Source organism: Nibrella saemangeumensis (assembly GCF_039541915.1).
GTDB lineage: Bacteria > Bacteroidota > Bacteroidia > Cytophagales > Spirosomataceae > Nibrella > Nibrella saemangeumensis.
The window spans coordinates 119,097-132,973 of sequence record NZ_BAABHD010000084.1; the positions used below are offsets into that span (position 1 = coordinate 119,097).

The window sequence follows — 13,877 nt, forward strand, 5'->3', positions numbered from 1 at the left end:
GCTGTTGTTAAAAGGTAGTAGTGGGTGCGGTAGCCATTCCTGATAGGGCCACCCCATAACAAAGGCTTCCAGATTGTGTCGGATGAGTTTTGCCGGAATTAAACGTCGGCGAAAGCTTCGCTCTGATGGATAGCTCTCAATTATCCAGCCCCATCTTCCGCAGAAAGTCGGGTTTTACGCGCCGGGCTACGTCGACCTCGCTGCCGTCTTCCATAAACAGGACACCACCTTCGCCCCGGACGTATTTGGTGATGTAATTGAGGTTGACCAGGTGCGACTTATGCACCTTGAAGAAGTTATCGTGTTCGCTCAACTGCTGCTCAAACTCTGCCAGGGAGCGGGAGGCCATCAATTTCTGGCGATTGGTGAAAAACACATTGGCGTAGCTACCCATGGCCTCTACCCGCACAATATCGGAGACGGGAAACAACAGCACGCCCTCCATGGTGGCTATGGGAATTTTCCGGACTTTCTCCCGTTCCTCCCGGATGGCCTTTAGCAGTTGCTGCAGTTCGCCGTTGGGATTGGATTTTTCCTGCTGAAGCTCTTTTTCGAGCAGACGATTCTGTTCGGCTACCAGTTTTTCGTTCTCTTCCATCCGCCGAATGGCCAGGTCCTGCGCATCGCGGGCTTCCTGCCGCAGGGTGTTTATCCGATCCATTAAGGCGAACGTCAGCAGGGTAGCCTGAAACACGGCACCAATCTGGTATCCGTAATAGGTAAAGAAATGGTCGAACGAGAGCAAGTTGAAGATCGTGAGAATAACCAGCAGTACCTCCACAATATAGATTCCCCAGCCCAGCAGGTAAAAACGCGCCGGGCGGAAGCCCCGCCGGTACAGCCAGAAACCAACCGCCAGAAAAGCCAGAAAGGTAAGCAGGACCGAAATGTTGAACAGCATTTCTGCCTCCTGCACACCAATGAGTTTGGCGACCAGGATAACGATGGCGAGACCACCCATACCCAAAAAAGCCCGGTAGATCTGTGGCAGCATTTCCCGCAGGTTCAGAAAAGCGATGGAGAAGGCAATACTGGTAAGCAGCGTAGACAGTCGGATCAGGCTGGAGTTAATGCTGTTGTTCATGTACGGCATTTCCCGCCAGAGCAGATCGGACAGGTAACCCTCAAAACTTAACAGCGTTAAGGTAGAGAACAACACGTGGAGTGCATAGAGCAGGTACGTACGGTCGCCCAGGGACAAAAACATGAAAAACCCAAACAACGTAATCAGCACCATGACCCCGATCACAAAGGCATTGATCAGGGTTTCACCGTAAACTTTACGCATCAGGGGTTGTATGGCACCCACTTTGAGCGGCAGCACCAGGCCGTTGATATCTTTGAGGGCAATGTAGATCTGCCGAGGCTGCCGGCCCAGGTAGAGTACCGTGCTGTTTACGCCAAAGTACCGGTTTTCGAAAGGCCGCAGGCCGCCCGTTTCCAGGAAATACGTGGTGTCGGCACCGACCACGTAGGCATCGATAAGGTCGATGTCCTGTGCTTCCAGAATGGCATACAGAGGTTCAGGAGTCTGGTTTTGAATTGTAAATTTGAGCCAGATCCGCGAGGTTGAAAAGCCGAGGTTCAGGATTTTATCAGAATTGTTGAGAAACTGACCTGTAGGTAATCCGGCGACCTGCTGATGGGTAAGCTGGTTGGTCTTGTCTTCAAAATATTGGGCGTAAGAGCCGATTTCAACCAATTGGCTGGTATCTGAATACCTTAGCACAGGCTGGGCATGGGCTATCCCGGTGACCAGGACCAGCAGCCAAACGAGTAAATAGTTCATCATGCGTATAGGAAGGAGGTAAGTCCCATGACCTGACTCTGAGGGAACCTAACAACGCCTGAAAATAAACTATTTACCTTAAATATGATAGACTACTAATCCTTAATTTTTCGAGGGGTTGCGAAGGACTTTCCGATTAACTCTCTTCCGGAAAAGACAAGGGGCGGAGACAATCTCCGCCCCTTGTACCGTACTCTGCTTAATAAAAGTGTCATGGCTTTCTGGCCTTACTTACGAAATTGCGCGGCAACCAGATTCTGATCCGACTGAAAATGTTGCGTGGATGCCCATTGGGTCATGGCCTGGTCCAGGGCTCCATTTAGCCGGATGACGGTTTTGGCGCGCCGGATGTTAAGCCGCTTGCCGGTCAGATCTTCCTGATAAATCAGCTTATTGGCGTTGTTGTAAAAGCGGACAATCGTCTGCCGGTTGGGCTGCCTGGCCGTTTCGATTACCCAGTAGCCTGCTTTTGGCGGGGTCGGTACATCGCGTTTCTGGGCAACAGCCGCCGTGGTAAGGGTGAGGGCAAACAAAGTGGCCAGGGCGGACGGACGGATCTTGGCGAATAAGGTTTTCATGGTGTGGATAGAATTATGTGTGTTTGATAGCCGAAAGGTATAAGGTCTTTGGTTCTTTAGTCGGGATTTTCGCCGGAGGGGAAACATTCCCGGTGATACAGTACGCTACTGGCGACAAATGTCGTATGGCTTCATTTTTTGTCGTTTGGCGACGTTACCCCGTAGTTTGTCTATAAACTAGGCGAATGGTGGCTGATGTGACGGCGTTTGTCTAAATTCGGGTAGTCAATCGGCCGTCTCATGCAACTTTTTGATCAGCAGTTTGTCTTCTCCACCCAGCCCTGGTACCGGCTGGCCCGGCATAGCCTGTTCTGGCTGGTGGTTATGCTGTACTTCGGTCTTCTGTATGGTATATTCCCACTGCGGCATTACCTGAATCACGGGTTGGAACCCGTAAAAGCGCTCCTGATCAGTTACGCATGGTCCAGTCTGGAAGCAGCCATTTATATGCCCAACCACATGGTGCTGACCTACGGGATCCTGTACCTGCTCCTTCCCCATTATCTGTATAAAGGGCAGTATCTTTCGATGTTTGCCGGCGTTCTGCTTCTGGGGGTACTGGCGGCTTTTGTCTCAATATTTCAGGCAATCTATATCATCGGCCCCCTTCGTGAAGCCAACGGGTTGCCCACGCCGGAACTCATCAACATCGGGTATTCCTTTATGGCCGGCTTACGGGGATCTACCACCGTGGCTGGTTTTGCAACGGCCATCAAGATTATGAAAGACTGGTATCTGAAACAAAAGGCCTTACGCCAGATCCAGCAGGAGAAGTTTCAGGCTGAGCTGCAACTGCTGAAATCACAGATTCACCCGCACTTTCTGTTCAATACCCTCAATAACCTCTATGCGCTGACGCTGCGTAAATCGGAGCAGTCGCCGGCGGTGGTGCTGCGGCTGTCGGAACTGCTTAGCTATATGCTTTATGACTGCAACGCCGACGAGGTGCCGCTGGAAAAAGAAATTGCTTTTATCCGCAACTACGTCGGCCTCGAACAACTGCGTTACGGCGACCGGCTCGATCTGTCGATGAGCTTCCACGGCGATCTGCAGGGCAAACAGATTGCACCGCTGCTGCTGATACCGTTCCTGGAAAATGCCTTCAAACACGGCACCAGCGAGCAACTTGATCAGGCCTGGATCAGTCTGGATCTGGCGGTGGAAGGTGATACGCTGCGGTTTAAGCTCATCAACAGCCGTGATCCGGAGGAAGACCATCCCGAGCGGCTGGGTGGTATCGGTCTGCAAAACGTCCGGAAGCGGCTGGACCTGCTGTATCCACAACGGTATGAGTTGCAGATTCTGCCGGAAGAAGATCTGTTCCTGGTGACCCTGACGCTGCATTTGCCGGAGACTCCGGCCTTACCGAACACTCACTTGATTCAGACAGCGGCTGTTTCCTGACTATCTTTGGCTAAACAACCACACCATCATGAAACTACGCTGCTTATTAGTCGACGATGAACCGCCGGCGCTCGAAGTCATTGAATCGTACATCGACATGATCGAGGGGCTGGAGATCGTTGCCCGGTGTACCAACGCCGTTCAGGCCTTTAGTGTACTTCAGGAGAAGCCTATCGATTTGATGTTTCTCGACATTAAAATGCCAAAGCTGCTCGGCACTGATTTTCTCCGCAGCCTGCGCCAACCCCCCAAAGTAATCTTTACCACCGCCTACCGCGACTACGCCCTCGACGGCTTCGAACTGGACGCGGTTGATTACCTGCTGAAACCCATCTCGTTCGAGCGCTTTCTGCGGGCAGTATCTAAAGTGATGCGGATTGAGCCGGTTACCAGCCTGCCCCAATCGCCGGTGCAGGAACTGACTCTGCCGGAGAAAGGGTCTTTTCTGTACTTCCGCGCCGACCGTAAAATGGTCAAAGTCTTTACCCGCGACATTCAATACATCGAGAGCCTCAAAGATTATATCAAAGTCATTACCACCAACGCCAAACCGCTGGTGGTAAAGCAGACCATCAGCTCGGTAGAAGCTATGCTGCCGGAACGGGACTTCCTGCGCATTCACCGGTCCTTTATCGTGGCGGTGGATAAGATCCACGCGTTTACGCCCAGTCACATCGACATCGACGGGCAGGAACTGCCCATTGGCCGGTTGTACCAGAAGGACGTCGAGCGGGTGCTGAAGATGAACGAGTAACGCTTATCGGCTGGCGGTGGCCTGTAATCCCAGCACCGCCGGCCCCTGCTCAAACACAATATCAACCGGAATGCCTTTCTGCTGAAGCTGGTTGAGGTCGGCCTGTAACTCGGGTCTGACCACCGCTTTGTCTTTTTGAAGCGCTTCTACCTGTGCTTTGTCGCCGGTACCCTGGAGGGTCAGAATCAGATTGCTTAACTCATTGATGGCAGCTCGGAATTTATCGTGGTTTACCTTGTAATGGCCGCCTGAGGTCTTTTCAAAAGCGCCTTTCTCCTGGAAGAAATTAAACGCCAGCATGTTGGCCTTGCCGTGCGCTTCGCCGGCCCCAAACCGCACCGACCGCAGGATACCCGCCATAAACGTAGTGTAGTAGTTCTCGATGGGGCCGGGAAGTTCGCCTTTCTCGACCAGTCTGGTGACCATGTACAGCCCCAGAATGTCGGCCTTGGCTTCTTCGAGCCAGGAACTTTGCTCCTGAAGAGCCGCCCGCACCGTGCCTTTACCGTTGACCGTGTTTTTAATGCCCAACCCATGCGCCACTTCGTGAAACATCACATCGGCAAAAAAGGCGTCGAACTGCACCTGACTCAGTTGCGATGGATCAATAAACTCTTTGGCAATGGGCATCATGATTTGGTCGAACTTGGCCCGCATGGCGTTCTTCAACTGCGACCGGCGCGTACCTTTGCTTTTCTGGATCTCCTCGTCGTTGGGCAGGTTCACCGCAATGGTTTTGCCGCCACTGTTGCAGTGCCCGGCGTAATAGATAATGTCGTAAGCGTTGAGTTCCGACGAGGTGCCGGGCGATTCCTTCTTGTATTGCGCATCCACCGGCAGTCCCTGCTGCAACTCAGGCAGCATGGCAACGTATTTGGCCAGTCGCCGGCTCCACTCTTTGTCTTTAATCAGCACATAAGCTTCGTAAGCGGTGCGGGCGTTGTATAGCCCATCTTCGTAGGATTCAATGGGGCCGATGATGCAGTCGACGGTATTGTTTTTCATATCCAGCCAGGCAATGTCGCTGGGGTCGTATTTGTCGGTTACCAGCGCTTCGGAGCGAAGTTGCAGGTAGCGTTTCAGGCCCGGATCCTCGGCCAGTTCGGATGCCTGCTTCAACAGGGCAGCGGCCCGCTGCAGCGGTTCTTTGTAGGCAACATGGTAGGGGATGGAATATAGTTTACCCGTTGAGTCGCGCCGGATCAGCGAGTACAGACCCATTTTATCGGCTACGTTCGCCTTCTCCAGTTCCTCTTTGGTCATATCGGCCGGGTAAAACTGCGCGCCCAGTGGCTTGGGACCCACACCGGGCAGAAACGGTTTGTCTTCGTTCAGCTTGTCCCACGGCCCGTAATTGATCCGGACAAACTGTTTGGTCTTATCGTCGGTGACAGCGTTGAGGAGGCTGTCTTTTTTGCCGTAGCATTGCTGCCAGTACAGATCATCCATGATCTGGGCCGCCTGGATCAGTAGTGGGATCATCTGCCGCTCGTTGTCGGTCAGACCGGAGAGGTCGGCCGTGAGCCGGACGGGGGCGTAGCCGGCCAAACGCTCTTCAATATAGCGTTGGGTCGAATCAGTGGACGCTGCGCTTTCGGAGCCGGACCGGTTGCTGCACGAGAACAGGCCGAGAGCGGCTGCAAGGGCCGGTATCAGCAGGAGAGAAGGCTTATTCATCGTTGTTTGCTGGTAACGTTCTGGTTGGGAAATAAGGTCAGGTTTTTCAGTCGTATCAGAATTTTTCCAATTTTAAGGAAGAAAAGTTACAGAACCCTTACTCCTCCTGAAAATAGAACGGCCTATGAAATTTCTGCTCCTGGCTCTGGCGCTTTTTGGTTATGTCGCTGTCGATGCCCAACCCACCGGGAGACACTCGGGCCACTACCGGATTGTCATCATGACTGACATGACGCATGACGACGGCAACTCCCTGATCCGGTACCTGTATTACGCCAGCGATTTCGATCTGGAAGCGCTCATCGTTACGCCCCAGTTGCCGGATTTTAACCATGATGCCGACCAGCCCTGGCAGAAGGCGCAAACCATATTGAACGGCTACAAAGCCATTTACCCGAATCTGGTGAAGCACTCGCCCAATTTTCCAACCTATGAGGCCCTGCAGCGGGTGACCAAAAAAGGAAGGGGTGCCCTGCCGATCATCTGGCTGACCAACGAGAAAAAGTTCGCCGGAAAAATCGCCGGCCGGTACGTAGAGAGTTCCTGGGGAGACATTCGGTTCCACGACTGGATTGGGGAGGGCAATACCCCCCACGGAGAGCCCAAAGATTCGGAAGGCAGTGCATTTTTGCAGCAGGTATTCGACAAAGACGATGACCGGCCCATTTTTGTGCAGATGTGGGGCGGCCCCATTACGTTTGTGCAGGCGCTGTACCGCTACCGGCAGCGGCAGGGCAACGAAAAATACCGGAAGCTGCTGCAAAAACTGCACGTGTTCGGTATTACCCTACAGGACATTACTTTCGATTACCTGATTGACCTTGACGCGGTAAAAGCCCTGAAATGCGCCAACATGGGCACAGTAACCTCTACCTTCACCGGCGAACGGTCGACGCCGGGCCGGCTGCTGTTTGATGGCGGGCATTTCTGGCGATACATTACGGTGATGAAACCGGAGGAGGTGAATCAGAATGATGTTATGTCGGCTTCGTACGACCATGGCGGAGAGGGCGATACACCGGCGTTTCTGTACCTGCTCAGCGGATTTCTGGGGCTCAATGATCCCCGCGACCCTACCCAGGGCAGCTGGGGCACCCGCTTTGCGCCAATGGGAGCAGCTTTCCCGCCGGGGTATTACAGCACCTGCGGAGTTGACCGCAAAGAGCTGGAACGATGGATTCCGGATGCCAGAAACAGTTTTCTGGCGAGGCTGAAATGGGCTACCAACCGCCCGACTGAGGTCAACCATGCGCCAACCCCCGCCTTTGGCAAAGACCGGTCCAATGCGGTGGTGTACAGGCAGGTAGTTCCGGGAAACGTGCTGAAACTGGATGCTTCGGCCTCCACCGACCGCGACGGCGATAGTCTGTCATACCGATGGTACCCGTATCCGGAGGCCAGTTCCTATAAAAATCCGGTAGCGCTTGAGAACGCCAATTCGCCGGTGCTTACCTGGAAAGTGCCGGCAGACCTAGGCGACAACGACATTCACCTGATACTGGAAGTAAGGGATAGTGGTTCGCCGGCGCTCGTCGCTTACCGGCGCGTAGTGGTGCAGAAGAAGTAGTCGAGATCATCAATTAATACAAAGAGAAGTTAATGGGCAGGAGGTATTTAACCCGGATATTCTGGCCACGGTACTGGCCGTAGGTAATCTACCTGTATAGAATATGGGATAGTGCTGAGGATTGTTGTCTGCAAAGGCCTATGGTGGAAAAGGAAGGATGATTATGTTAACTTTCGGAATGAGTAAACTGCTCTGCCTGTAAAATGAAACTCTGCATAGCCCAGACCCGCCCCGCCAAAGGCGATATGCCGCAAAATACGGTAGCTCATATACGGTTCATTGACCTGGCTATAGCGAATGGTGCCGACCTCATTATTTTCCCCGAACTCTCCATAACCGGATACGAGCCTGAACTCGCAGCCGAGTTGGCAACCACGCCGGAGGACAGCCGCTTTGATATATTCCAGCAAATCAGCGATACCCGGCAGGTGACGATTGGCATTGGCGTACCCACCCGAACGGAGCAGGGTATATGCATCGGCCTGGTCATCTTCCAGCCGGGTCAGCCCAGACACCTGTATTCAAAAAAGTACCTGCATCCGGATGAAGAGCCGTTTTTCGTCAGCGGGGAGACTACAACCGGTCTTATAGGTGGTAACGCCAGTATAGCCCTAGCCATCTGTTATGAGATTTCCGTACCTGAACATTCAGAAAATGCCCATAAACAGGGAGCCGGAGTGTACATTGCCAGTGTCGCCAAATCCGTTGCCGGGGTTGAAAAAGCCGTTGATACGTTGTCACATATTGCCAGTCGATATAGTATGCCGGTCCTGATGGCCAACTGCATTGGACCTTGTGATAATTTCGAGGCCGGTGGCAAATCGGCTGTCTGGAACAGCAAAGGCGAACTCGCTGGGCAGCTTAGCGATACTCATGAGGGTATTCTTGTTTTTGATACGGAAACTCAGTTGGTAATTCCCGGAAGGGTGTAAGCCGGAACGTACAACCGGCCCGTTAAACAACTTGTTGCCGTGGAAAGTCTTGCAATAACGGGACTAATCCTGTGGCAGCTATACTATGTTTTCGCAACACTATAAGGCATTACTTCGTCACCTCGGCTCATTTCTCCGGATTCCCGCTCTCCTCTGTTTACCGACGTTTGTCGTTATTATCGTTTTCCGGGAGTGGTTTGCCGTGCCGGCATTTGCGGTACTGCTGGTCCTGACATTCGGTATCGGGCAGTTTTTATTTGTCCGGTTCCGGCACCATACCCACCTGCCTGCTTCGTCGGCCTTTGGGCTGATTGCCCTCACCTGGCTACTGGTTACGGTGGCCGGTATTATTCCGTACTATGGGGTAGCGTTGACCGGGCATTCCGGCTGCCGGGAATTTCTGGATCTGAACAGCGCTTTTTTTGAGTCGATGTCGGGCTTCACCGGCACGGGGCTGACTATGGTGAAAAAACCTGCAAACCTGCCCCACTGCCTACAGTGGTGGCGTTCGGTTACCGAATGGAGTGGCAGCCTCGGCATGATCTTTATTGCGGTGGCGTTTCTCCGGAAAAAGAAAGAGATAGATAAAATCTATACCGCGGAGACCAATTCATTTGACATTGACGGCGATTATCCGAAGACCATTGGCAAAATCTGGTGGATGTATGTGCTCTTTACTGCATTGTCCATCCTGGCTTTTGCGGGAGCGGGTATGCCGGTCTGGGAAGCCTTCAACCACGGACTGACGGCCATCAGCACCGGGGGCTTTTCCGTCCGGAACGACAGCTTTACCAGTTATCCGCTGCCGGTGCTGGTGACCGGCAACATCATCATCGTCATCGGGGCCATCAGTTTCAAGGTATATTACCTGATGCTGTTCAAATGGCAGTTCAGAAAAGCGTGGCGGCAAACCCAGCTACGATATTTTGGGACCTTACTTCTGGGCCTGATTTCTCTGCTGCTGATGTTTAACCGGCCGGAGAACTGGATTCACAACACGTTTCAGGCGGCATCGGCCATTGGCACCTGTGGGCTGAATACCGTTCCGGTACAAGGCTGGCCGCTACCAGCCGTCTTGCTGCTGACCATCGCTATGAACCTGGGCGGCAATGCCGATTCAACGGCGGGTGGGCTGAAAACGGCCCGGCTGGCCTGGCTGCTCAAACATCTCAGAGCCCAAATCTGGCAGACACTGGCCCCGAATGAAAAATCCAGCGATTATCCAGTTCAGTTTGATGGCCGGGCAGTGGATCACAACGAAAAAAATGAAGAAGTTTTGCAGGCACTTAACTTTCTGCTGCTTTGGCTGGTAGCTGGACTGGCCGGTTGCCTGGTGCTGAGTCTGCTGTTGCCGGACCAGTTTTCGCTCAGCGACATTCTGTTTGAAGTGTCATCGGCCCTGAACAATGTAGGGCTGAGCATCGGCATCACCGATCATGCGTTGCGACCCGCTGCCAAATGGACGCTAATCGTGCTGATGTGGATAGGCCGGCTGGAAATTTACGCCGTTGTTGTGCTGCTGTATGGCGTATTTGGTCGCAAACCCCGATAATTGGCAAACGAAACCGAGTTACTAATGCAAATCAGATCTTACACCGATGCCGACCGGGAAGGTGTCCTTAGCCTGTTACGGTTAAATACACCTGCGTACTTTTCCGAAAGCGAAGAAGACGACCTGATCGAATACCTGAACCATCATAGCCAGCATTACTTTGTAATGGAGTCGGAGGGGGCGCTACTGGGCTGCGGGGGCTTCAACCTGTTCGACGAGGAGGAACTGGCCCGTATCAGTTGGGATATTATTCACCCCGGCCATCAGGGCAAAGGACTGGGGCGGTTGCTGACCCAATACCGGATCGCCAGAATCCGGGAGTACCCGCACATCAAAACCATTGTGGTCCGAACCTCGCAGCTGGTTTACAAATTCTACGAGCGATTAGGTTTTGACCTTAAAGAGGTGACCAAAGATTACTGGGCCGAGGGCTTCGATCTGTACTACATGGACGGTCCGGCTGAAAAATGGGACGTCTCGCGGTGATATTTGCCAGATGCCTGATTTACGTTTCCGGCCACTAATAACCTTTTGCCTTATCGACCACGTTCAGTAAGGGTAAGCCTGATGAATACCGGCGTACGTTTTCGGCAACCAGGGCAATCAGTCGTTTCTGGCGAATGGGGGCGTTGCCTGAGTTATGCGGAGTAATCACCAGGTTGGAGCAGGTCCACAGGGGGTGATCGGCCGGGAGCGGTTCCGGCGTAGTTACGTCGAGCCCGGCACCCCGGATTCGCCCTTCTTTCAGAACCTTTACCAGCGCATTCTGATCCACCAGGCCACCACGGGAGACATTGATAAAATAGGCGCTCGGCTTCATCCGGCTGAAAACGGCTTCGTTAAACAGCAGCCGGGTTTCTTTCGTCAGCGGGGCTGCACTCATCAGCACATCGACCTGCGGCACCATCTCCATCAGCCAGGTGGGGTCATGCAGTTCGGCCACAAATTCGGGCCTGGGCAATGGTTTGGCATCCGTAGCCAGCACCTTCATGTTGAATCCGTAATGCAGTCGCCGGGCCGTTTCGGAGCCAATGCCGCCCATGCCCACTATACCAATGGTTTTCCCGTAAAGGTCATCCAGCACGACAGAACCGGGTGGGTGTACCCACTTCCGATCGCCAAAGGCGGGAATTGATGTTTGGGCCAGTCCACGGGTAAGGCTGAGCAGCAGTGCAATGGCCGATTCGGCAATGACGGGCGCAAAGACCCGTTGCATATTGGTGAGTTGAGAGGGGTGCGCCATCAGCTCGGCAGGGGCCCGTTCAACACCGGCTGCCCAGGTTTGCACCCATTTGAGTTTGGGGGCAGCCAGCACCGTCCGGGCATCAACCGAGCCCAGAATAACCTCGGCTTCCGCGAGGAGTTTTGCCGGGTCACTTGCCTCACCGAGCAGATGCAGTTGGATGTTTTTGCCGGCCGCCCGGATCTGTTCGGCTTCCGCAGCCGACAACCGTTCGGTACACACGATCTGAATCGGTGCGTGGGGAGCCCGGCTTGTGGCCGCCAGCCCGTTCGCTTCGTTATGAGCTGAAAGAGCGGGTTCCGCCTGACCGCTTTCCGGCAGACTGATGGCCGCTCCGGATGCCGCCAGCGACGCGATAAAATGGCGACGGGTAAGCGAATTTTCTGTCAGGTTATCCATGGTCGGCATAAGATTAAGGGGTAGGAAACAGAAAGTTAAGGTGGAAAGATTTACCCGGAAAAGCAACTTCTTTTTACGGGCTCAGCTTTATATCTCCTGCTCCCTGGCCTTAAAATACCGATACATTTCGCCGAAGGTCATGCCCAGCGACAGCCCTTTCACCGTTTTGGCGATGCGGCTGGCCTTTGTCTCCACGGTTTTGGCACTTTCAACCCAGTCCGAGAAGTATTTCTGGTGGCCTTTACTAAGCTGATCGAAAAACGCCAGGGCCTGGGGGTCGTCCTGAAGGCAATCCAGCAGATCGGCCGATACCGGGATAGGATCATCGTCGGCTTCAATAGCTACCCGAACCGTTGCGCCTTCGGCTTTCCGGAGGCTTCGTCGCATTCCGGCGTTGATCGGGATGATAAAATCGCCGTCACCCATCGGCAGCAGCGCCACTGATTTGATAGGATGGTTGTCGAGCTGCCCTTTCACCCGAAAGGATTGTTTGGTGCCGGGTTTTAGCTCGTTGGCCAGCGTAGCCGGAATGTCAATGTAGATCCAGCCCGTTTTCTCGCCTTTGCTGCCAAATTTTAATAATTGCGCTGTAAAAACAACCATGCGTACTGATCAGGATTAAACAAATGAGGTACGTTGTTGCAGGAAATTTAAGGCAAATTCTTGGTCTGTACCAAGAATTACGCAGGCCAGTATAAAGAGCTTTGTCAAAAAAACAAATACAATGACACGTACAAAACTTATTAACGCTTCGGCTATCGCGCTAATTCTTTTTTCAGCCTTCGCCATTCTTTCGGTTAGTGTAATGGCTTTTGTAAATCCTCAGTCGGTCATGGACCTGGTGCAGGTCAAATTACCCAATACCGATGCCTACAGCTCCATCCGGGGCGTATACGGTGGGGTGGGCCTCACAATCGTCGTAACGCTGATCTACCTTGCCTTTGCCGATACCGTAAAAGGGTTGGTGTTCTTAATTCTGCTGTGGGGCTTCTACGCCTTATCACGTTTTATTACGATGCTGGTTGATGGTCCCCTGGGCGCTTTCGGGCAGCAGTGGTTACTGACCGAAAGCTTGCTCTGCCTGCTAGCCGTAATGCTGGTCGTACTCTACCGGCAGGCAGGTATACAAAAGACAATGGCTGTTTGACGGACATAATCACCTCATCAAACAGCCATTGAGTAGCCTTATCAAGCGACCTGCAGGTCAGTCACGGTGTCCGGTGACTGACTTTTTCTTGCCCGGCTGCGGATCAATTGCCGGATCGCTACTACATGGCAGAACAGGACCAGCGGTACAACAAAGGCAGGTAACCAGATAAAGGGAAACTTCAATACGGCGACATTGGGCTGCTCAAAACCAAATTGTTGAAACGGGACCGGCGAAGCCAGGATCGCCTGAATGACGATGTTGAACAGGAACCCCAGCGATACCAGGTTCCAGAGCAACAGCCCACGGCTGGAAAGCCAGTGCCGGTTAAAAACCAGATAGGCCACAAGGGGGGCTGTCAGGCCGGGGAGGATATCCGGATTACGCCCTTCAAATGTCATCAACTCCGGTACCTGCTGGTAGAGGTAAAAGGCGTAGATCGTCAGCTCAACCGGTATCCGGACCGTATGCAGCAGCGTCAGCGCCGGCAGGGGAAGCCGGTCCACGAACCGGTGGCCGCTACGGGTGCTGAGCAGACCAATAATAAAGGCGAAGGCTGGGACAAGGATAAAGGCAAACCGGGGAGGGGTAGTGCCTGTCACCAGAAAGAAATCGTTAGCGGCCAGAACGCCGGTCAGGGCGAGCCAGCCCAGTAGCCCAATCAGGGCGCGTCGGGAGCCGGCCGGACTGGCCTGTTGCATCGCTCTGTACAGACCGGCCAGGGCGGTAAAAGTGATCATGGCAAAGGCAATACCCAGCCAGAGGGGCAGGGATTCATGGAGGTGTGATAGATTCGCTTGCATCGTCTTTGTGTTTTTGGTTGATAGACGATGCA

The 13,877-nt window shown here is 53.4% G+C and carries 13 protein-coding genes; 7 read left to right on the forward strand and 6 right to left on the reverse strand.

Annotated features, from left to right (window positions below):
- Positions 1-136: 136 nt before the first annotated feature.
- Together ABD949_RS28235 and ABD949_RS28240 are read right to left on the reverse strand one after the other, a co-directional pair.
- Positions 137-1,792: a 7TM diverse intracellular signaling domain-containing protein gene (locus tag ABD949_RS28235; protein ID WP_345249458.1), complete on the reverse strand. Its 1,656-nt coding sequence runs from the start codon at positions 1,790-1,792 to the stop codon at positions 137-139.
- 224 nt (positions 1,793-2,016) lie between these two features.
- Positions 2,017-2,367, reverse strand: coding sequence for a hypothetical protein (locus ABD949_RS28240; protein ID WP_345249460.1), 351 nt, complete (start codon positions 2,365-2,367; stop codon positions 2,017-2,019).
- A 240-nt stretch (positions 2,368-2,607) separates the two neighbouring features.
- Here ABD949_RS28240 and ABD949_RS28245 point away from each other — a divergent pair, with 240 nt between their 5' ends.
- Both ABD949_RS28245 and ABD949_RS28250 read left to right on the forward strand, forming a co-directional pair.
- Positions 2,608-3,771 (forward strand): sensor histidine kinase, encoded by a 1,164-nt coding sequence (locus ABD949_RS28245; protein WP_345249462.1) that lies wholly within the window; start codon positions 2,608-2,610, stop codon positions 3,769-3,771.
- Positions 3,772-3,799: 28 nt separating this feature from the next.
- Complete coding sequence (locus ABD949_RS28250) at positions 3,800-4,525, forward strand: LytR/AlgR family response regulator transcription factor (RefSeq protein ID WP_345249464.1); 726 nt, start codon at positions 3,800-3,802, stop codon at positions 4,523-4,525.
- A gap of 3 nt (positions 4,526-4,528) precedes the next feature.
- Here the strand turns inward: ABD949_RS28250 and ABD949_RS28255 are convergent, their stop codons facing one another.
- The gene (locus ABD949_RS28255; RefSeq protein WP_345249466.1) at positions 4,529-6,202 is read right to left on the reverse strand and encodes a dipeptidyl-peptidase 3 family protein; all 1,674 of its coding nucleotides are present in this window, start codon (positions 6,200-6,202) and stop codon (positions 4,529-4,531) included.
- 124 nt (positions 6,203-6,326) lie between these two features.
- Here ABD949_RS28255 and ABD949_RS28260 point away from each other — a divergent pair, with 124 nt between their 5' ends.
- The 4 genes from ABD949_RS28260 to ABD949_RS28275 all read left to right on the forward strand — a co-directional run bounded on the left by ABD949_RS28260 (position 6,327) and on the right by ABD949_RS28275 (position 10,739).
- Positions 6,327-7,769 carry a DUF1593 domain-containing protein gene (locus ABD949_RS28260; RefSeq protein WP_345249468.1) on the forward strand — a complete coding sequence of 481 codons (1,443 nt, stop codon included), beginning with the start codon at positions 6,327-6,329 and terminating at the stop codon, positions 7,767-7,769.
- Positions 7,770-7,972: 203 nt separating this feature from the next.
- Entirely contained in the window at positions 7,973-8,701 is a 729-nt protein-coding gene (locus ABD949_RS28265) for a carbon-nitrogen hydrolase family protein (RefSeq protein ID WP_345249470.1), read from the forward strand.
- A gap of 85 nt (positions 8,702-8,786) precedes the next feature.
- Positions 8,787-10,253, forward strand: coding sequence for a TrkH family potassium uptake protein (locus tag ABD949_RS28270; RefSeq protein WP_345249472.1), 1,467 nt, complete (start codon positions 8,787-8,789; stop codon positions 10,251-10,253).
- Positions 10,254-10,277: 24 nt separating this feature from the next.
- Complete coding sequence (locus tag ABD949_RS28275; protein ID WP_345249474.1) at positions 10,278-10,739, forward strand: GNAT family N-acetyltransferase; 462 nt, start codon at positions 10,278-10,280, stop codon at positions 10,737-10,739.
- Between the two features lie 34 nt (positions 10,740-10,773).
- On the opposite strand, the gene ABD949_RS28280 is transcribed toward ABD949_RS28275, so the two are convergent.
- Both ABD949_RS28280 and ABD949_RS28285 read right to left on the reverse strand, forming a co-directional pair.
- Positions 10,774-11,904, reverse strand: coding sequence for a D-2-hydroxyacid dehydrogenase (locus ABD949_RS28280; protein WP_345249476.1), 1,131 nt, complete (start codon positions 11,902-11,904; stop codon positions 10,774-10,776).
- A gap of 78 nt (positions 11,905-11,982) precedes the next feature.
- Positions 11,983-12,498 (reverse strand): YdeI/OmpD-associated family protein, encoded by a 516-nt coding sequence (locus ABD949_RS28285; protein WP_345249478.1) that lies wholly within the window; start codon positions 12,496-12,498, stop codon positions 11,983-11,985.
- Between the two features lie 121 nt (positions 12,499-12,619).
- Here ABD949_RS28285 and ABD949_RS28290 point away from each other — a divergent pair, with 121 nt between their 5' ends.
- Complete coding sequence (locus tag ABD949_RS28290; RefSeq protein ID WP_345249480.1) at positions 12,620-13,042, forward strand: DUF4345 domain-containing protein; 423 nt, start codon at positions 12,620-12,622, stop codon at positions 13,040-13,042.
- Positions 13,043-13,083: 41 nt separating this feature from the next.
- On the opposite strand, the gene ABD949_RS28295 is transcribed toward ABD949_RS28290, so the two are convergent.
- Complete coding sequence (locus tag ABD949_RS28295) at positions 13,084-13,845, reverse strand: hypothetical protein (RefSeq protein ID WP_345249482.1); 762 nt, start codon at positions 13,843-13,845, stop codon at positions 13,084-13,086.
- Between the last annotated feature and the right edge of the window lie 32 nt (positions 13,846-13,877).